Annotated in this window: 6 protein-coding genes and 1 pseudogene; 6 read left to right on the top strand and 1 reads right to left on the bottom strand. The window is 68.2% G+C overall.

Annotated features, from left to right (window positions below; genetic code table 11):
- The first annotated feature begins 289 nt into the window (after positions 1-289).
- The 3 genes from J7E97_RS05285 to J7E97_RS05295 are packed head-to-tail and all read left to right on the top strand — an operon-like array spanning position 290 to position 14,944.
- Positions 290-6,196 carry a DEAD/DEAH box helicase gene (locus J7E97_RS05285; RefSeq protein ID WP_215022845.1) on the top strand — a complete coding sequence of 1,969 codons (5,907 nt, stop codon included), beginning with the start codon at positions 290-292 and terminating at the stop codon, positions 6,194-6,196.
- A complete protein-coding gene (locus J7E97_RS05290) occupies positions 6,193-8,769 on the top strand; it encodes a hypothetical protein (RefSeq protein ID WP_215022847.1) in 2,577 nt (858 codons plus the stop codon). Before J7E97_RS05285 ends, J7E97_RS05290 begins: the two co-directional genes overlap by 4 nt.
- A gap of 58 nt (positions 8,770-8,827) precedes the next feature.
- On the top strand, positions 8,828-14,944 hold the full coding sequence (locus tag J7E97_RS05295) for an AAA family ATPase (protein WP_215022849.1): 6,117 nt from the start codon (positions 8,828-8,830) through the stop codon (positions 14,942-14,944).
- 436 nt (positions 14,945-15,380) lie between these two features.
- On the opposite strand, the pseudogene J7E97_RS05300 reads toward J7E97_RS05295, so the two are convergent.
- A pseudogene (locus tag J7E97_RS05300) lies at positions 15,381-15,566 on the bottom strand (CorA family divalent cation transporter); the annotation flags it as partial.
- Positions 15,567-15,825: 259 nt separating this feature from the next.
- Here J7E97_RS05300 and J7E97_RS05305 point away from each other — a divergent pair.
- Genes J7E97_RS05305 through J7E97_RS05315 form a run of 3 tightly spaced genes read left to right on the top strand, consistent with a single transcriptional unit; the run spans position 15,826 to position 21,550 of the window.
- Positions 15,826-16,251 carry an SseB family protein gene (locus tag J7E97_RS05305; protein WP_251053872.1) on the top strand — a complete coding sequence of 142 codons (426 nt, stop codon included), beginning with the start codon at positions 15,826-15,828 and terminating at the stop codon, positions 16,249-16,251.
- On the top strand, positions 16,251-16,817 hold the full coding sequence (locus tag J7E97_RS05310; protein WP_215022851.1) for a hypothetical protein: 567 nt from the start codon (positions 16,251-16,253) through the stop codon (positions 16,815-16,817). The genes J7E97_RS05305 and J7E97_RS05310 overlap by 1 nt, the downstream gene beginning before the upstream one ends.
- A complete protein-coding gene (locus J7E97_RS05315) occupies positions 16,817-21,550 on the top strand; it encodes a putative T7SS-secreted protein (RefSeq protein ID WP_215022853.1) in 4,734 nt (1,577 codons plus the stop codon). The genes J7E97_RS05310 and J7E97_RS05315 overlap by 1 nt, the downstream gene beginning before the upstream one ends.
- Positions 21,551-21,553: the final 3 nt, after the last annotated feature.

Below are 21,553 nucleotides of genomic sequence, written 5' to 3' on the forward strand. Positions count from 1 at the left end.
TCCCGGACCGGGAGGCTTCTTCGGAGAAGACCGCCACACAAGGGTAGTCGCGGCCGCACAATGGATCAGTTCCGAAAGGCCCTGCCGATCGAAGATGTTGCCTCTGCATCGGTTAGGCCGGCACCACTGAGAATGGACCGCGATGGGCACACCGAGCAGCAGTGTGGCGTCAACCGCTACGGCCCCGCTCATACGACTCGTTGGCGAGTCTCCTGCGGGCATCACCCCCGATGCGCTGATGGCAGCCGCTCGGGACCGCTACAAGCGCGCACCCGCTCAGCGTCTGGCGATGCTCCTGGAGCAGGCGCTGTCCGCAGGACTGGTCCACGAGCGCGACGGGCTGCTGTTCGTCGGAGACAGCGCGGGGCAAGAGGCTCCCGGCCCACAAGACGGCGGGTCGCGGCGCGGCCTACGGGCCATCACCATCGATGTCGAAAGTGTCGTACGCACGACAGCGGCGGCTCCCCACGTGGACCGCCGCATATTTCAGATTGGTGCCGTCCGTACAGGAACGGACGCAGCTTGGGTGGCGGAGCATCCTCGGATCGAGGTCTTCCTCTCGTTGCCTGGTGACGAGTGGACCATCCGCAACGAGGGACTGCGGGAACGGCAGCAAGCCCAGGCAGTGTCTCCGCGCACCGCGTTGGAGCGAATACACGAGTTCTGTGCCGGAACGGACGTGCTCGTCGCGCACAACGGGACCACTGCAGATTTCCCGATGCTCGACGACGCCTGCGAGAGGGAGGACCTACCTCCCTTCCCCGGCGATCGCGTGGACTCGCTCTACTTGGCCCACTGCATCTGGCCTCTTGCCCGAAGTCACCGCCTTGCGGCATTGGGCGACGCCTACGGGGTCAATCGTTCCGGACTTCGGTGGCACGATGCCGCAGACGATGCCGAGTTGCTTGCCCGCGTCGTTGAACGAGCCTCCCGTGAACTGGCCGGATGGCCCGAGCATCTCCGTGCGATCGTCACCTCCGCCTGTTCCGATTCGCCGGCGTGGAATCTGCTGCATCATCTGGCGTGCGGACCGGAAGGTCCCGGACATGAAGGCGGCCCCCAGACCGGCTGGGACCTGTCGGACCTCTCCAGCGTACTCACCGGCCAGCTGACGCAGCATGTGCCCAGGCGCGGCAGCCCGCCTGCCGCCGCGCCCGGCCGGCTGCCCCTCGTGGTTCCCGAGCGGCTGCGTCCCAACGGCCGTGTGGACGCGGGGGAACTGGCCAAGGTGGTCCACGGAGCGGCGGCGCGGCCGCGCATGGCCCAGCAGCAGATGACCGCGGGCCTGCACAGCTGGGCCGACGCCGGAGTCTCCGCCCTGGTGGAAGCACCCACAGGGACGGGCAAGAGCTTTGCCGTGCTCGCCGCAGCCATGGACTGGCTCGGCGGTGCTCCAGATCGGAGTGTGGTCATCGCCACCTTCACCAAGCAGCTGCAGAGCCAGCTCGCCCGGGACGTAGACACCCTAAGCCGTGCCATGCCCGGTCTCCTGGAGGCCGCGGATCTGGTCAAGGGCAAGGCCAACCGGCTCTCGCTGCGCGCCCTTGCCGCTGCCCTGTCGGACGCGATCGGATCCGACTCAAGGACCGATAAGCGGGGCCGTTCGAGGTTCGTGGAGCAGCCCAAATTCTGCGAACTGGCCGTCTTCCTGGTGCTGCGGCTGATCAGGTCCCCTGCCGTCCCCGAAGCATGGACTGCCAGATCGGTGGATCCGGTGGATGTGCCTGCCTTTCTGGACTCCTACTGCGGACCGCTCTTGTCTCTGTGGCTGCAGTCGCTCTCCCAAGCCGGCGGGGACTACGTGCCCACCGCGAACACACCGTTGGCCGTGCACACGAACACGGTGCGCGAGGCAATCGCCTCACACCGGCTGGTGCTGGCGAACCACGCGGTGCTGCTGGCCCACCTGGAGGAGCTTCGGGCCCTCCCCGGCGAGACCATGCTGATTGTCGATGAGGCTCACCTGCTCGAGGACGCAGCCACCGCCGCCCTGACGGTGTCCCTTGACTACGGCGCGGTGGAGGAACTGGCCGGGGCCTGCCAGACCTGGCTGAAAGACGCCCTGTCCGGGCCGGCCCGGCACCGGGTGGCCGATGCGGCTACGGAGCTCGAGACCCTCCTGGATCACGAGTCCCTCCCACAGGCAGCCAGCCGGGCCTTTGACGCGCTGGGCGGCCAGGACTCCTCGGTTGTGGGATGCCGGTCCGTCACCCTGGCCAGCCCGTACGGCAGTGGCATGGGGCTCCCGCAGGTTCGCACGCTCAGGCTGCTGGTACGCCGGTTGTCATCGGTGTGCGGCAGGTTGGAGCGGGCACTGGCCGGTTTCGCGCAGGCTCATGCGTCCTCCCTCGACTTCTTTTCCCTCGAAGCGCTGAACGCTCTGCTGGCTCAAGTGTCCGAGATACGCGAGGCCGCCGATACACTGCTGGCTGATCTCCAGGAGGTACTCGGGGTCGCCCCTGCGGATGGCGCCGCAGGTAAGACCGAACCGACGGCGGCCGACACCGAGGTCCCCGGTGTGGACGAAGTCGAGACCGATCTCGGTGACGCAGCGGACGAGAACACAGGTACCGAGCCCGACAAGGGGACCGACGCCTCCCAGGCCCGTCCGCTCCCTCCTCCGCTACCCAACCGGATCGTGTGGGGCGAGGAACTCGCCATCCCCGTCGCAGGGCTTCGGCACTACCGCTTCCGCCTTTCGTCCAGCCCCGTCGAACTTCCCGCCGATACCCAATGGCAGCGATTTCTGGGCTCTTTCCCCCGCACGTACTACGTGTCTGCAACGCTGCGCGTGGCGGGAAAGTGGGACTTCGTCATGGGGCGTCTGGGGCTGTCCGGCCTTGCGACGCTGTGCGTGGACACGCCCTTCGATTTCGAGAAGCAGGCGGAGCTGGTCTGCTTCTCCGACTTCCCTTCCTGGGCCGAGCAGCAGGAGGGCGCCATGCGCACCACCGCCCATCAGCTCGCCGGCTACGCGGTCGAGGCTGTACGGCCGCGCTCCGCAGACAGGGGCGCCGATGGAGGGGCACTAGTCCTCACCACTGCCCGCTCCACCGCCGGTGGCATATCGGAGTTCGTGGCCGACGAGCTCCATCGGCGCAGCGACCCCACTCCAATGATCAGCGCGCTCGCGGTGGGCAACGCCCGGGGGTTCGAGCAGTTCGCCGATCCGCAGCTCGGTGGCGGAATTCTGGTCGGAACCAAGGGCCTGTGGCAGGGAGTCGACGTCTCCGATCCGGAACGGCTACGCCTTGTCTGGATCAACAAGCTGCCCTTCGCACCCTTTGCGGCACCGCTGGTGGAGGCCCGGCGCGCTGCCGTATGCGCCAAGGCCGAGGCGGAAGGCTTGGAGGACCCGGACGCTCACGCAACGGAGCACTACTACATACCGCTCGCAGCCCTTCAACTGCGCCAGGCGGTGGGGCGCCTGATCCGTTCGGAGCGTCATCGTGGTGTGATCGTGATCAGCGATCGGAAACTGGCGGGGCACACGGCGCTGCGCCGCGCCTATCGCCGTGCCTTCCTGGGGAGCCTCGACGAAGGGCTGCTCCGTCCAGACTCCCGAACCGGCGAGCCGGGAGGAGGAAACGTTGTCACCATGGCCCAGGGGTGGGCACGCATCTGGGACTTCTACGCCCGCTACGGCATCATCACCCCACAGCGCGCACTGGAGCTCTCGGGCCCCGAAGCACTTCAGCGGCACACTCTCTTGCCGCAGACCCTACGCATCAGGCAGCTGGAACTCTCGGCGGAGGAGGCCGGGGAACTCGCGGCCGCGGACCGGCTCGAAGGGGAGGTACTGAAGAGGGCCGAGGAGGTGGCGGGGTTGCTCCGGTTGATGGACGATCCATGCCAGTTCCGCCTCAAAACTGCCCAGCGCGCCGTCATCGAGGCGGTGACCCAAGGGCGCAACGTGCTGGGCCTGCTCCCCACCGGCTTCGGCAAGAGCTTCACGTTCCAGCTGCCCGCGCTCGTCCTCCCCGGTGTGACGCTCGTCGTCAGCCCTCTCGTGGCCCTCATGCAGGATCAGGCGCTCGAGCTCAACCGCTCCATCGGCGGCGCCGTTCGTGCGCTGATCGCGCCCTTGCGAGAGTCCAGCAGCAGGGCGGGCAAGACCGAGGTCGCGGAGCAGTTGCTCAGGCGAGCGGACCACGGCATCAAGATCATTTATGTCAGTCCCGAGCGGTTGTGTCAGCGTAGGTTCCGGGAGCTGATCCGCTCCGCAGTCGCGGCCGGCACCGTCAGCCGGATCGTGCTGGACGAGGCGCACACCATGGTCCAGTGGGACGATTTCCGGCCGAGCATGCAGCGGGTCGAGCAATTCCTGAGTGAGCTGCGGCAGGCACACGGGCTGCCGGTCACGGCCTTGACCGCCACCGCCAACCACACCGTCCACAGTGGTTTGCGGTCGGGCGTCTTCGAGGTGCCCGAAGTTCCACCGCCGGCGGGCAGCGCCGCTGCCCGAAGGGAAGCCACGAGCCCGGTGGCACGTGGCGGCTTGGTGACCGTTCAGGAGAACCCCATCCGACCGGAGTTGGCGGTCTTCCGCCGTTCCTTCAAGACGTCGAGCCCAGCCGTGGTGGCGGGCCTCGCTCGGCATGTCTTGGAGTCGCTCACGGGACATGCGGTGTTCTACTGCCTCACGGTCAAAGAGGTCGTGACCCTTCACGCATACCTGAGGGAGTACCTCGGCGACTCGGGCCTACGGATACGCCGCTTCCACGGCAGGCTCACGCAGGCCGAGAAATCGGCCGTCATGACGGAGTTCCGCGAGGCTCCTCGGCTCGGCGAGGAGGGGTTCTCGCCTCTGGTCGTCGTCGCAACCTCCGCCTTCGGGCTCGGCATCGACCGTGACGACATCCGGACCGTGTTCTGCGTGTCGGCCCCGACCGACATGGCCTCGCTCTACCAGCAACTGGGGCGTGCGGGACGCGACGTAGCGGGTAGTGGATCACCAGCGCACGACGCGGCCCCAGCCAACGCTGCTCTGGCCCTGCTGACCACCAGGGGACTGCGCACCGTGGCCTTCATGACCGGGCAGGATCTGCATCCCGGGCTGCTCACGCGCATGGGACGCGCCGTCTTGGCCTGCGGCACGGTGTTGGACGCCAGGGAGATCGCCGACCGCCTGATCGGTCAGGATGTCCGGGCGGGCCGGATCTCCGAGCAGGAGGGACGTTCGACTCGCATCGCCGACACCTATGTGGCCGGCTTGATGCGCACCTTCAGTCAGCTGTCGCGTCTGGGCTCGGTCACCGACCACGGTGACTTCCCTCCCCTGTGCAAGGTCCGCCGGGGGGAGCTGGCCCCCCATGACGACGAAGACCCCGCCGTTCTCGAAGTGCTGAACGTGGTGAACGGCCTGCCCCATCGGACGCACCAGGTACATGCGTTGAATTTGTCCCGGATCGATGTCGAGGCCCTGGACCGCCGACTCGCAGCGCGAGCGCAGGGATATCGCGGGTTGGCCGAGAACCCTGCCGGTACATGGCAGTTGCTCGCTGACCTACATGACCGCGGTCTACTCGACGTCTCTGCTGCACCCAGTCGTCACTGGGTGAGTGGGATCGAGGTCCACACCACCGAGCTTCCGGCAGACTTCCTGACGGCCCTCTCCGGCAAGGCGCAGCGGGCCGCAGTCGAAGTCGGGCAGTTGCGCGACTTCTTCAACGACTCGTCCACTTGTGCACACAGGAAGTTCGCCGACTACTTCGGAGTTGCCGACCTTCCGGCGGGCTGCTGCACGACGGAGGCCAACCGGTGCGGCGCCTGCTGGGGCAAGCCGGACTGGCCGATCGGCGAGTCCATGCCGGCGGCCGCCGAGGCGCTGTTGACACCGAAGCCACGACCGATCGATAGCACCGCACAACCGGAAGCTCGGCTCAAGCGCTTGGACGAGCAGGTATTCCGGTTGGTCTGGGCGGTGCCGCGTGGCATTCACCCGCGCAGCGTGTGGCGGGCCCTGCGCGGTGAGGACAGCTCGTACTCGCCCAAGCTGGGCCGGCGCATCCGGCTGCCCCAGGGGCTCATCGGGAGCCGCTACTTCGGAGCACAGGCCGACCTTCCTCTGCGCGCGGTGGAGGACAGCCTGGCCCGGCTGACGGAAGCCTCACGCCTGAGCTCTTCGGGCGGGCTTTGGCGCAGTGTGCCGCTGACCGGTGTGCGATGGGCCGCGCCGAAGGGAGGAGGAGCATGACGGCTGCAGCACAAGATGCTTCCCCCCGGGTGTGGCGTCCCTATGACGACGACCCGCTGATCACAAAGGACATGGTCACCGGTCTGGAGCACTGCGCCCCCGAGACGCGGGAGCGACTGCTGGCCTATCTGGAGGCGGTCGTGGCGCACCGAGCTGCCCCCGTCCACACGACCGTCGCCTTCAACGCTCTCTACTTCGGCTACGACGTCGAGGCCGGCGGATACGTCGGAGGTCCGCTGGACTTCGGGGACTTCCTCTCGGTCGCGCGCGGCGACTGCTCGGACGCCCTGCCCGTCGGCGCGATGATCAACATTCGCACCGGTGGTGACCTTCTGCCCGCGGAAATCGTCTACAAGGAGGGGGCCCACCCCGATCTCGATCCGTACGGCGGGACCCCCGGCTGGCTCTCGGGGGCACCTTCCGGTGCCCGAGGACCTGCGCTTCTCGCGCCCGACGAGGCGCCGTCCCTGTACGAGCGGCTCGTGTTCGACAGCACGGCTTTCGGGCACGGGATGGCGCCCACGGCGGAGCGGCTCCAGCGACTGCGCCGCCAGGGCCGGACCGATTCGTTCGGGCACCTGCTCGTAGAGTCCAGGTACGAGTTCACGGACGCTGACCTCAGTGACACGGACTACTACGCTCACTATCTCGTTACCCGCGGCCGCGATCAGCTGACCAGCGCCCTGGCGCCGACTCCTCTTCCGCTGCTGCTCGCTCCAGGAAGCTCGGACGACGAGCTCATGGCGGCCGTCAGGGGGCTGATGGGCACAGTGCGGCAGGCGCTGGCGTCGCTCGAAGCGGCTCGGGTGTGGGGAGAGTACGCCTTCACGCGAGCCTCGATGGCGCAGCGGCTCGGAGATGCTGGTCCTCTGGGGCGGGACGATCTGGTCCGTCTGGCTGAGTCGACGGCGAACCAGGCCCTTCCCAGGTCGGGCCGCCGGGCTGCCCTCTCGGAATCACGGCCGGTGTATACCGCGCTGGGCCCCGCACTGCGGGCCCAGCGGGAACGGCATGACGCGATGTACGGCGTTGGCTACCCGCTGGCCATCTGCCACGCCAATTCAGTCTTGGCCGACTACGCGCGGAGCGAGCACGAAGAGACGAGCGGCCTGCTTCCCTCCGGTGTCCGGTTGACCCTGGACGACCGCTGGCAAGGAGGCGGCGTCTGGCGTGCCGTGTTCGCCAAGAACCGGACGGAGACCGAGCCCGAGGTTGGCTTCACGGACGAACCGGCAGGCCGGGGCTGGTCAGAGAGCTTCCCGCAGCTACCGGTCTGCGGGCCACGGGCTCCAGAGGCCCCCGAGGTGGACGGCGATGCGCAGCCGACGCAGCTCTCGGGAGACGAATCGCCTCCTGAGGCCGGCGCAGAGTCGAACGACGCTGCGATCGCGCCCGTGGAGTCCTTTGAGGAAGAGCCTGCACCTTGCGGCGGACCGGCGCAGGAACAACCGAACAGCCGGGCTCTTCTGGTCTCTTCCGACGGCGAGGCGAGCGGCGGAACGGACAATGCCGCCGAAGACGGCACCGACGGCATCCTGCCGGACGAGGAAGCCAGGCAGCCGACCCCTCACCCGATCTGGCCCGACGACAGCGAGCTCGGCGCTCCCCTCCTTGCGTCGGCACATGACAGCCAGGCCGAGTGGCACCAGCCGCTCCGGCTGGCACACCTGATGGACGAGTACCTGCCGATCCCTCGGCACATCAGTGACGAGTTCCTTCCCGTCGGCACTCCGGTCCGCCTGGTACGGATCGTGCTCCATCACGCCGGCGTCAAATTGCCTGCTGCCGAGGCCTGTCACGACGCGCGTGTCACCGCAGGCACGGCAGGGACCCGGTTGGACGGGATTGCCTGGCCACTCGACTTCTTTCCCGGAATCTGGCTCTCCTTCAGCTGGCAGAGGGGCAGCAACGTGATCCACGCACGGACGACGCTGCTGCCCCAGCCGGTGACCGTCGACGGAGAGTTCATTGAGCACCGCTATGACCCGATGGTGCTCACCCGTGATGGATCCACCGGACTCGAGGCCAGTACCGACCCCACCGAAGAACTGTCGCCTCGTCAGCTACTGCTGACCGCGATCCGTAGGCTCGGCCTACTCGACCAGTTCGGGCAGGCAATGCTGGCCCGGCCGGACGTGCCCGCAGCAGTCAATGCCGTCATGGGCGGCGCCCCCGTCGAGCCCGGTAGCATCGAAACCGCCCTCACGGGGCTGCTCGCCGCTCAGCGGCTAACCATCGCACGGGGCAGCCGAGGTGAGGACGGCCACACGTATCATCCGCCCCGATCGGGCGAGCCGATCGTGCAACTCGTGTGCTATCGGCCGCATCAGGCCGATGCGAAGGTCAGCCCCCATCCCGACGACGTGGACCGGCAGGCGTCGGCGCGACCGGATCAACCACCTGAACTGCACGCAGTCGCCGGCTTCCTTCGACGTATCGGGCACCTCGGACATGAGGCGACCGATGAGCAACGCACCCTCTACCGCGAGGACCATCGCCGGTTCCGATTGAGCGGTCCCTCCGAGCTGCCGAGGGGTTTCACCTACGTACGCCCGCACAAGCGCGGGCGTTAGACCTTTCGCCCTGTCCACGGGCGTCTCCACACTATTGATCGGCCCTGTTGGAGCCTGTATGAGTTTGTCCCGACAATCCCGCACCACCCCGTCCGGGGAGAGCGCTGCTCCCTACCCGGTTGACCTCAACCCTCTGCGACGGGAGGACCTGTCTCCCGAGCTGCTGGCGGCCCTGGAAGCACTCTCCGTCTCCCTCACGGAAACGCGATCGGCGAACCCCACTCCCTTGGCCGGCGCCTTGTCGAGGCTCACCGAGGCGGACGTGGAACACTCGCTCAACTCCACACCCGTGCAGTGGCGCCGCAATCTGCTCAGTACGCTCCGCATCCCCATAGACGGCACGCGCGTCAACCGGGCGCTCTGCCATGACGTACTGACGCGTATCCAGCGGGATCCGGAAGGCCCGCGAGCCCAGCAGGCAGCCCGCCATCTGACCCACCCCGTCTTCCACGACCTGGCACTGGCCAGCTTCGAGTACACCAACGGCGTGCCCGAGGACGCATCGCGCCCCCTCACGCATCGCTGGAGCCCCGCCCTCCTGCGCCTGACCGCCTGGGCACAGCTCGGGGCGAGGGTGGACAGTGCGCACATCTGGTCGTGGGCACTCACCCAGCCCTGGATGACGGACACCGGAGTTCCGGTCGAGGGGGTCCTGTCGGCCGCTCGGCTGGTGGTGGATCTGGCTCCTGATACGGCAGCCGAGGAGGAGGAAGAGGAAGACATGCCGGATGAGACCGACGACTTGCCTTGGGTCGGAGCGGAGCTCGTCGCCGAGGGGTCGGACTCCGACCAGCTCGCCGCCGCGTTGCAGTCCGTCAAGGAGGCGCTGGAAGCCGCTGCCGAACCGGCTCGCCGTACCGCAGCGGCCATCGCCGCCGAGGCCCGCCCGGCCGACGAGGATCTGAGCGCGCTGCGCAACGTCGCAGAGGCCTTCGACGTCGCGGCACGTGGTCTGCGGGCGCACGGAGCGGAACTGACAAGGGCAGATCTGGCCCATGTCCGGAAGGAAACTGACGCGGCGCTGAACCAGTTGTCTGCCGCGCCCCTACGGGAGCGGCTCGCCCTGGTGGCGCGGCTTGCGTGTCGTCATGCAGATGCCGCGCTCGCCCAGGATCTGGCGACCGCCCAGGAGCGCGCACGCGCCATTCGCGCCGTCTCCGAGTGGGAGAGCGCGGACCTGGCGGACGCTGAGGCGCTCGACGCGTTGCTGACCATGGTGGAACTGCACGCCGACGAGCACGATCCGGCTGAGATCCTCGCACTGCTCCCCACTGCGGTGAAGAGCCGGTGGCTGGCGTATCCGGCGGGAAACTACACGCAGCTCCTGTTCCGTCCCGCAGACCCCGAGACCGTCGAGGCAACTGCGCGAGGGGCCCGATCCGCCACTGAGGAAGCAGCCCCCGAAGCGCTCCCCACGGACACCACAAGCGCCGACCCCCTGCCCCGACCCTCCCGCGGATCCGCGAAGGAGGCCACTGGTGACCTCGACGAGGGCTGTCCCCCGGACACCGCAGCGGACGAGTCGGCGAGAACCTTGCGAGACACCGTTCCCCCGCCTCGGGCAGCGGAGGAACCGCCGGTCATGAACGCCCCGGTCGTCCCGAGGGCACAGGGAGAACCTGCTGTCGCCCACGTACGCTCGGAACCCGACCCTGTCCCCCCGCCGGCCGAGCGCTGGGTCGCCCCGGCGCCCGCTGCCGCCCCGCGTCCCAAGGACCTTGGACGGACGGTGGAGAACACGCCCTCTGAGTCCCACAAGTCCCTCGGCAAGCTCATCTCGGCCGAGCGCTACGGCCTGGCGGCCTCCCTGGCCGCCGGTCTCGGTGAACCGTCGCACCGCATCACCGCGCTCCAACTCGCGGCCTGCGCAGAAGCCGTGCGCTCGGCGAGCAGCGAGAGCGTCACTCGCATGCGTACGCTGCTCGCCGGTCCCGACTTCGAAGAGCTCACGGCCAGCCGCCCCGACGCCGCTCTCGTGACCGCCGCGCTCCTGCGCACGGTGCTGGTGACGGGCGACTCCGAGGCCGGTGCCTCGCTCAGCCGGGTTGCCTCCGGACTGCCGCTGAGCCTGGCCCAGGTCGCGGACGAGGTGGCACAGCGCGCGCTCAAGTCCCTGCTCCTGCACTCTCCGCCACTCGCCCTGGCTCGGGACACGGCCGAGCTGGAAAGTGCTTTGGAGGATGCCCGAGAGGATTGCAAGCAGGCGCTCGACCAGGTCCCCAGCATCCGGTTCCCCCGAGCCCACAAAATCGTCCGCCGCTGGTGGGACCCGCAGAAGGGGCTCATCGGCTCGCTGCTGCAGCACGCTGTGGACGATGACAGGAGCGGTCTCGACGAGCTGTCCCGCACGGTGCGGGAGCTTCGCGATCCGGCGGTCATCCAGTCCAAACTGGACAAGATCGACCGAGAGTTCATGTCTCCGGGAGCCCGCAGTCGCCTGGAGGGGCCGGCCCGCCAGGACCTGTTGCGCCACACGGCGGACCGGCTCGCCTTGGTCGCCAGGTGGATCCGACAGGCCCAGGAGCTCGGCGCACGCGACACCAACTGGAGCGCCGACCAGGTGCAAGAGATGCGTGTCCTGGTCCTTGGGCACAGCGAGGGCGTCCTTCGTGACGTACGTGAGCAGGCGGTCACCAGCGATGGTGTCGCAGCGGCGACGATGGAGGCCACGGCTACCGCGCTCGCCCGAACCTTCGCTCTGTTGTCCGGTGAGGCACGGCTGGAGAACACAGAGCTGACCACTGAGCTTGCGTTGCACGCGGAACTCCTGAAGGTCCCCGGAGCTGTCGTCGACGCGGTTACTGGTGGCATCACGGCCCCCGATGTGTCTGCCGCCGAGCTTGCTCGTGCGGGAGACCGATCCTGGGAGGACGCCGTACACGTCCAGGTGACGAACGAGCACTTCGCCACGGCGCGGAATCTGCTCGACCTCTGGACGAAACGGCAGCTCCCGGGCCTCGGAGAGCACACCGCTCCTCCGGAGAAACTGCAGACCCTCGTCCTGGAATCCGGCAAGCAGGTCGCCCACGAGCTGCGTGACACCCGCCAGCGTCTTGAGGAGAACCTGCGGCGCGCCCGCGTCGACGGCGCCCTCACCGAAGAACGCGAACGCACCTTCGAGCGCCGGATCCAGGATGCCGTGCCCGTTCCCGACGGCGATCTGGCCCGCGTACGGCGCGACCTGGACGGGCTCTCCGGGGAACTCAACCGTGCGCAAGCCAACCACGCCGCTGCGCTGCTCGCGCGGCTCAACGAGATCGACGGACTCCACGCCGAAGATCGTGAGCGCGTCGAGCAGTTGATCAGCGCCGGCGATCTGCTCACCGCCGATGAGCTCATCTCCCACCTGGTGAACGGCGAAAGCATCCCGGACACCCAGGCGACGGACCGGAGCCTGGCGGCCTTCTTCCCGGACGTTCCGAACGCCTTGCCCGGAATGGGCATCTCCAGCGAACTGATCAATGCCGTTCGGCAGCGCAGGCGCTTCGAGGATCTCGAAGCGCTCGACTACTCCGCCTTGTCACCCGAGATCGCCGAGCAGACGGCTCAAGGTCTCGCCGGGTGGGCCGACCTCGCTTCTCGAAAGGGCAGCCTCCGTACCCAGGGGGTACGAGAGAGCGAGCTGCTCATGCCCGCGCTCCGACTCGTCGGCTACAGCAGCAAGAAGGGCCCGCAGCGGGTCGAGAAGCCGCGGTCCGGCAGCTACCGCTTCCTCGATGTACCCGAGGTCGAGTACACCGGGTCGGCACTGGTGCCCTCGTTCGGATCCGGACTGCGAGGCAGCCTCCGTGTGATGCTGGTGTGGGACAGGCCCTCGGCTGAAACCCTGATGTCCTGGATCCAGCAGGATCCGAATGACGACAGTCTGCTCGTCGCGTACTTCGGCACGCTGTCGGTGCGGGACCGTAGGGCCCTCGCGGCGCAGAGCGCCGGCGGAAGGCGGGCCATCGTCGTACTGGACGACTCGGCACTCGCACATCTGGCCGCATGCGGCAATCAGCGTCTCGACTCGGCCATGCGCGTGCTGTTGCCCTTCTCGGCGGTCAACCCCTACGTGATGGGCAAGCGTGCTCCCGTGTCCGAGGAGATGTTCTTCGGCCGCCGCCACGAGCTCACCTCGGTGCAGCGCGCCACGGGCGACCAGGTGGTGTTCGGTGGGCGCGGGCTCGGCAAGTCGGCTCTGTTGAAGGAGGCCGGACGAAAGTACGAGGCTCAGATCCCGGACTCCCGCTTCAGCCTGCTGCTGTCGCTGGACTCCACCTTCACCGGCACCAACGCGCCGTCCAGCACGGTCTGGGACCGCATCGGCCGGCGCTTGCTGGAGCGTGAGGCCCTTACCGTGCCTCGGAGGGTGAAGGCGGACGCCGCCCTCACCTACCAGCACGTGTTGGATGGCATGAAGACATGGCTCCGTGAGGACACCAAGCGGGGATTGCTGATCATGCTCGACGAGGCCGACGGCTTCTTCGAGTCCGACTCCCCACAGTTCACCGAGACCCGTCGGCTCCGCGACCTGGGTGCCGAGACGGAGGACCGAGTCAAGGTCGTGTTCGCGGGACTTCACTCGGTGCAGCGCTACGCGAAGATCGCCGTGAACAGCCCGTTCAGCCACCTCGCCCAGCGTCCCACCGTGATCGGACCGCTCCGTCCGCAAGATGCGGTGAATCTGCTCATCGCACCCCTCGCCGTGCTGGGGTACGAATTCGAAGAGCCCGCGTTGGTGCACCGCATCCTCGGGCACTGCTCCTACCAGCCGTTCCTTCTCCAGATGTTCGGCCACCGACTGGTGCAGACCATGCACTCGAAGCGCAGCGGCACTGCGTCTGGCCCGCCCTACACCATCACGCGCGTCGATGTGGAGGCCGTACAGTCCGATCGGGCCCTGAGGACCAGTATCACCGAGGCCTTCCACGACACGCTGCGGCTCGACTCCCGGTACAACGTGATCGCCAACGTGGTCGCCCACCACGCGCATCACTACGGTCTTGACGCCCGGCTGAGCCAGGTACAGCTGCGGGATGAGTGCACGTACTGGTGGCCGAAGGGCTTCGAAAACCTGGACACGGACCAGTTCCGCGCCTACCTGTCCGAGATGGAGGGGCTCGGCGTGCTCGCGCCGGATCCCGATCACCGAGGCTGGCACCTGCGCAGCGCGAACGCGCTGAGCATGATCGGCAATCTGGAGATGGTGGAAGCCGAGCTGGAGCAGGCTTCCAGCCGGAGGGTGGCGGAGGACTTCAGCAAGTTCGAGGCCCGGCACCGCTCACGCGACGGTCACTCGCACTCCCCCCTCACCGCCGATCAGATCGCGGACGTACTGCCGGGTCACGGCAATCAGGCTCGTTTGATCATCGGGACGATCGCCACCGGAATCGACCGGGTGAGCGCCGCCTTGCGGGACGTGGCCGAGACCACCGGCTGGGAGATGCCGCAGGTGTCGAAGCGCTCCGATTTCGACCGTGAGCTCATGGGAGGCAGGGCCGGCCAGCAGAGGGTGGTGGTATCAGACCTCACGGTGAAGTCCCCGGGCGAGGAGGCGTGCCGCGAAACCATGGCGATGGCCCTCGACCGCAACCCGGGCGGGTCCGGCGTCACCCGGTCGGCGGTCGTCATCGCAGGTACCGACCAGCGGACCCTTTGGTCGCTCGCCCTCGCGGGAGGCCAGGACGACGGCCTGGAGATCGAGGCGCTCCCCTTGCGCCGGTACACGTCGGACGGCCTTCGCTCTTGGGCCCAGGAGCAGGAGGGAGTGCCGTTCTCGTCCGAACCCCAGCTGCAGCACCTCCGGGACACCACTGGTGGCTGGCCTCTGCTGGTGAACCGGCTCGCGGCGATCCTCAAGACCGAGCCGAGTGGAGCAAAGGCGCTCCGGCAGCTGGCAGCCGGGCTCGAAAGTACCGATGGCTCGACCGAGTTCCTGAGGCAGGCCGGGCTGATCTCCAAGACGCCCCAGTGGGTTGCCTACCGGGCGGTTCTGGAGTTCATGACCGATGACGGCTTGATCATCGATGACCTCCGGGCGGCGATCGAGGCCGACACGGACGGAGAACAGGTGGACGCCTCGGACTCACTCCGCATCCTGCGCGCCATGCAGGTGCTCGATGTGGACAGCGCTGGCAAGCATCGCCTTGAGCCGGTCCTTCGGTCATGCTGGCATCGGATCTACGCGGACTGAGCCAAAAGCCGACGAGGTATAACGCCTCTGGGGGCCAACACGTTTCGACGTTGGCCCCCAGAGGTCAGCCGATGGACGAGGAAGCTGCTAGGACGCCACCCGCCGCCTGCGCCCTCTACGGTCGAGTCCTGAAAAGCCCCTTGGCCAAAGAGATGATCCGAGGGAATCGACCTGGCGGCCTGCGAGCAGCGAAGTAGACCTGGAAATGGCGTGATGAACGGGTGGCGCAGCAGATGCTGTGCCACCCGTTTCGTTACCCTCCGCAGGCGCGCGTTGTCGAAGGCGGTCTGCGGCACGGGAGGGTTGGCGCAATGGCCTGGGGGAGCGCTCTGCCGGGTTAGGCTGCGCATTCTCCCCAGATTTTCCCCAGGGCTCCGAATTGACCCCTCGGAGGCGTTCGCTGTAGCGAACCCGACCGGAGATTCTTGCCTGCTGTCTACAGCCAGTCGCGCTTCTTGAAGATGACGTACAGGCTGACGCAGACGACCGCCATCAGCAGGATTGCGAAGGGGTACCCGCCCGCCCACTTCAGTTCGGGCATGTCCTCGAAGTTCATGCCGTAGATGGTTCCCACGAGTGTGGGTGCGAACAGGATGGCAGCCCAGGAGGAGATCTTCTTGAAGTTGTCACCCTCACACCGTTGACCTGCGGAAATCGGCTGCCCAGGTGGTGTGGCCTGCGAGAATTCGTCTTTCCGACCCTTTCGCCGCGCTGTCCATTGATGCGGCCGATCCTCCCCAGCCGCTCCCCAGCAGGGCCTCGTTCTCCCCGGATTCTCCCCAGCCATGGCAGATTTCGGCGCCCGTGCCGGCCCGGGACCGATGGGCGAGCCTCCTCGAGACTCGCTGATCGGGGTACCGTCTCCCCTTCGGATGCGGATCATGTGGAGGGGGCACAACTACATGGGGCTGACGGGGGAAATTGCCGCGATACGGGACGGCCAGGGTGATCCGGACCGCCTGGTCGGGGAGTTCCGGCGGGCGGCGCTGCTGGTTCCGCTCGCCGATGGTCCCGACGACGGGCTGATGTCGGCAGTGTCGGGCGGCATCCGGTGGGTGTACGCGTTCACGGACGAGGAGGCCATGGCCCGGTTTGCGGCGGCGCGCGGCGAGCTGGAGGAACGGGCCTGGCCGTACGTCTCGATGCTGGGCGCGAGGCTGGTGGACGTGGTGGTGCCCGAGGCACAGGGGCCGGCCGGGGTCGTGGTGAATGTGGCGGACGGGGCCGGGTCGATGTTCTTCCCGCCGGTGGCCGGGATCGTGCCCGACGTCAGCGCCGTGGACGTGGACCGTGGGGAGGCTGCCTGATGGCGGGTGACGGGGACCTTGAGGTTTCGCCGGCGGCGGTCAAGAACATCCGGGACGGTTTGCGGGCGGCGATCGGTGAGCTGCGTGAGTCGGGGGACGCGGCGGGTGCGTCGATGGGTGCGGGGTTCGAGAACCTGTCGATGACGGGGATGGAGGCCGGGCACCCCGGAGTCGCCACGGACTTCGAGGATTTCTGCGAGCGCTGGGAGTGGGGTGTGCGGAGTCTGGTGCAGAACGCCAGCGCCCTGGCCGGCAATCTCGGGATCGCGGCTGGGACGGTGTGGGAGGAGGAGCAGTACCTCCAGGGCTCGTTCAAGGTGGTCGCGAATGCTGCCGCGTTCGGCAATCCACACGCGAGCGAGGACGAGATCGAGCAGAAGGGCTGGGGGGACATCTTCTCCGCCGACACCTACAAGCCCGATTACAGTGCCGAGTCCTTCGAGAAGAGCGGCGAGGACATAAAGAAGACCTGGTCGGACACGGGGGACAAGCTGACGTCCACGGGGAAGATCGGCTCGGTGAAGGACCTGCTGGAGCAGGCGAAGCGTGACGGGGACGGGCGCTGATGGGCTGGCGGGATTTCGTACCGGACGTCATCGAGGACGGTGTCGAGAAGGGCGCGGAGAAGGTCGGGGACGCGGTCGAGTGGGCCGGTGACAAGACGGCCGACCTCGCCGAGGACGTGGGTCTGGACGACGCGGGCGACTGGATCCGCGACAAGAGCCGCTCGGCGGCCAATCAACTCGGTGCGGATGTAGCGGAGTTGGAGCTGGGCCAGACAGAGGACCCGAACAAGCTGGTCTACGGCAGCGTGTCCAAGATCCGGGCGCAGGTTTCCCATCTGAATGACTTCAAGTCCTCTTTCGACAAGGTCGGCAACGGCCTCAAGGGCATGGGGGAGCCGGACGGGCTGAAGGGAGAGACGGCGAACTCGTTCCGGGAGTCGGTGGCGAAGGAGCCGCCGCGCTGGTTCAAGGCGGCGGAGGCCTTCGGGAAGGCCGCGGACGCGATGGGCCGGTTTGCCGAGACCGTGGAGTGGGCCCAGGGCCAGGCCAAGGAGGCGTTGGAGGAGTACAACCGGGCGAAGAAGGTCTCCACCGAGGCGCGTGACGCGCACAACCAGCTGGTCGATACCTACAACGACGCGTTGAAGGCGAAGAAGGATCCGCTGCCGCCCCGCCCGTCGGAGAAGTTCACGGATCCGGGGACCGCGATCGCGACGGCCGCGCAGGACAAGCTGGATACGGCCCGCAAGCAGCGCAACGACGTGGCCGAGTCGGTACGGACGGCGGTGCGGGCGGCGCGGGACGCGGCTCCGCCGAAGCCCTCGTACGCGAAGCAGCTCGGTGACGGCATGGACTACATGGACCTCGCCAAGACGCACTTGGCCGGTGGTGTCATCAAGGGCACGGCCGGCATCGTGAACTTCGCGCGTGCGCTGAACCTGGTGGATCCGTACAACCTGACGCATCCCGCCGAGTACGTGACGAACCTGAACTCGACGGCGGCGGGCCTGGTCACGATGGCCAACGATCCGCTCGGTGCGGGCAAGCAGATGCTCGACGAGTTCATGAAGGATCCCTCCGAGGGCATCGGCAAGATGATCCCGGAACTGGTCGGCTCCAAGGGCCTGGGATCCCTGAAGAAGATCGGCTCGGCAGCCAAGCACGCCGACGACCTCGAAGGGGCGGCCCGGCGCACCACACAACACGGCGACGGTCCGGGGGAAGCCCGCCGCACCCCGGACGGGGACCGCTCGACGGCCGGAGACCCGGTGGACCTGGCGAGCGGCCGGATGTTCCTTCCGCAGACCGACCTCGAACTGCCCGGCATCCTGCCCCTGGTCTTCACCCGGCGGTTCGAATCGGGCTGCACGGTCGGCCGTTTCATGGGTCCCTCCTGGACGTGCACCGTCGACGAGCGCCTGGAGATCGACGCGGCCGGCGTCATCCACGTCACCCCCGAGGGCCTGCTGATCCCGTACGCACACCCGGCCCCCGGCGTGCCCACCCGGCCGGAGAAGGGCCGCGGACGCACCCTGTTGGCGCGCGGCGCCGACGGCGAGTACACGGTCACCGAGCCCGCCAGCGGTCTGGTCTTCCACTTCGCAGCTCCGGCCGGAAGCGAACCGGGGGGCGACGGCACGGCCTGGCTGTGCGAGATCAGCGAGCGCAACGGCCACCGCGTCACTGTCGACCGGGACGAGGACGGCTTGCCGTCAGCCCTGGTGCACTCGGCGGGCCACCGGCTGAACCTGTCCGTCACCGACGGCCTCGTCACCGCCCTGTCCCTGGCCGGCGCGGGCGAGGGCGGCACCGACCTGCCCCTGATGGGCTACGGCTACGAGGACGGCAACCTCACCGCGGCCGTCAAGCCGTCCGGTGCCACCACCTCCTTCGCCTACGACGGCGACCGCCGCATCACCGCCTGGACCGACTCCAACGCCAGCCGCTACGACTACGTCTACGACGACCGCGACCGCGTCGTGCGCGAAGGCGGCGAGGCCGGCCACGTCCAGATACGCCTGGCGTACACCGACCCGGACCCGCGGATGGGCCACCACACCACCACGGTCACCACCCCCGACGGGCATGCCACGCACCACCTGTTCGGCCCCGGCTATAAGCTGCTGGCCGTCACGGATCCGCTGGGGCACACCACCCGCTTCACCTACGACGCGCGCGGCAACCAGCTGTCCCTTACGGATCCGCTGGGCCTGACGACCACGTTCGGCTACGACGAGGAGGACCGGGTCGTCCGCGCCGTCCGCCCGGACGGTAGCGAACTGCACACCGTGCGCGGCCGGTTCGGCCTTCCCGTCGAGGTCGTCGGGCCGGACGGCGCACGCATGCTCCACGAGTACGACGAACGCGGCAACCGGACGGCGGTCACCGACCCGGTCGGCGCCACAACCCGCTACACCTACGACCACGCCGCCCGCCTCACCTCGCTCACCGACGCCGAGGGGGCCACGACCCGCGTGATGTGCGACGCGGCCGGGCTGCCCGTGGAGGTGACCGAGCCGGACGGCGCCGTGACCCGCACGGAGCGGGACGCCCTCGGCAGGCCGGTCCGCATCACCGATCCGATGGGCGGTGTAACCCGCCTGGAATGGGATGCCGACGGCCAGCTCGCCCGGCGCACCGGACCGGACGGCGCCACGGAGACGTGGACGTACGACGGCGAGGGAAGCCTGCTCTCCCGTACCGATGCGGCCGGTGGGGTGACCCGCTTCGAGTACACCCACTTCGACCTGCCAGTCGCCCGCATAGGATCCGATGGCGCGCGCTACGAGTTCGAGCACGACTCCGCGCTGCGCCTCACCCGGGTCACCGACCCGCAAGGGTTGACCTGGACGTACACGTACGACGCCGCCGGCAATGTCGTCTCAGAGAGCGACTTCGACGGACGCACCCTGACATACCACGTGGACGCCGCGGGCCGGCTCGCCGCCCGTGTCGACGCGCTCGGCGGGACCATCTCGTTCGAGCGTGACCAGCTCGGTCAGGTGACGAGCAAGGATGTCGACGGTGAGGTGACGGCCTACGCATACGACAGGGCGGGACGTCTCCTTGAGGCAACTGGACCGGCCGGCGAGCTGCGGTACCAATACGACCGTCGGGGATTCACCAAGACCGAACTGGTGGAGGGCCGCCCCATCAGCTACGCCTACGACGCCGTGGGCCGCCGCACGCGCCGGACCACACCCACCGGCCATGCCACCTCCTACACCTACGGTGCCGACGGACAGCCCCACCGGCTCACGACCGGCGGCCGGCTCGTCGAGTTCACGCACGACGCCGCTGGTCGCGAGCTGGCCCGGGTCTTCGGTGACGCGATCACCGTGACCTCGGCCTGGGACGAAGCAGGACGGCTCTCCGAGCAGCACGTCACGGCCGCGGGGCGCGTGGTCAACAGCCGCGCCTACGCCTACCGCGCCGATGGGCACCTGACCTCCGTCGCGGACCGGCTGTCGGGCGCGCGCACCTTCGACCTCGATCCGGCGGGCCGGGTCACCGCCGTCCACGCTCAGAGCTGGACGGAGCGCTACGCCTACGACACCGCGGGCAACCAGACCTCGGCGTCCTGGCCCTCCGGCCACCCCGGCGGCGAGGCCACCGGACCGCGTACCTACGCCGGCACCAGCCTCACCCGGGCCGGAAACGTCCGCTTCGAGTATGACGCCCTCGGCCGGGTCATCTTGAGACAGAAGACCCGGCTCTCCCGCAAGCCGGACAGCTGGCGCTACACGTGGGACTCGGAGAACCGCCTTACGTCCGTCACCACCCCCGACGGGACCCGTTGGAGGTACCGCTACGATCCGCTCGGCCGCCGCACCGCGAAGCAGCGCCTGGCAGCTGACGGCGAGGGCGTGGTGGAGGAGGTCCGGTTCACCTGGGACGGCCTGACCCTGTGCGAACAGACCACCCACCAGCCGGACCGGCCGAACACGGTCGCTCTCACCTGGGACCACCGCGGCGACGTCCCGCTGGTCCAGACCGAGCGGATCCTCACGGCGGACGACCGCCAGGAGGAGATCGACCGCCGCTTCTTCGCGATCGCCACCGACCTCATCGGCACCCCCACCGAACTGATCGACGAAGCCGGCGACATCGCCTGGCGCAGCCGGGCCACCCTGTGGGGCACCACCGCCTGGGCCCGCGACAGCAGCACCTACACCCCGCTCCGCTTCCCGGGCCAGTACTACGACCCCGAGACCGGCCTGCACTACAACTACTTCCGGCACTACGACCCCGCGACCGGCCGCTACATCTCCCCGGACCCCTTGGGTCTGGCTCCCGCGCCGAACCCCGTCGCGTACGTGGCCAACCCGAACACCGGGTGCGACCCGCTGGGCCTCATGCCCAAGTACACGAAGGAGGAGAAGGCACAGAAGGCCAAGGACGTCGCGCTCAAGGCCATCGACGATGTCATTGAGAGAGCGCAGGAAGGCGCGATGAAGAAGGCCGGCAACTACCACGCGCACGACCACGGCTTCAGCGAGGACATGGTCGTGAAGATCCTCAGGAATCCGGACGCGGTGTACTACTCGACGGCGGGCACCGGGAAACTGATTTTCCGTCAGGGCGAGGACATCGTGGTGGTCCGGGCTGACAACATCGCACCGGGCAATGTCATTACGGCATACGGTTCGTCCGGCATCAAGGGCCCCTCCGGATTCGAAGCGCTGGGCGGCTCGCCCAGCGACCCTGGTGCACCGATTACGCACACTGATGTGGTCGAGGGCAAGATTCCTGCCAAGAACGGCTACATGGCTCCCGCGGAGCAGGTCAGATGAGGT

The sequence above is a fragment of the Streptomyces sp. ISL-66 genome (assembly GCF_018614135.1).
GTDB lineage: Bacteria > Actinomycetota > Actinomycetes > Streptomycetales > Streptomycetaceae > Streptomyces.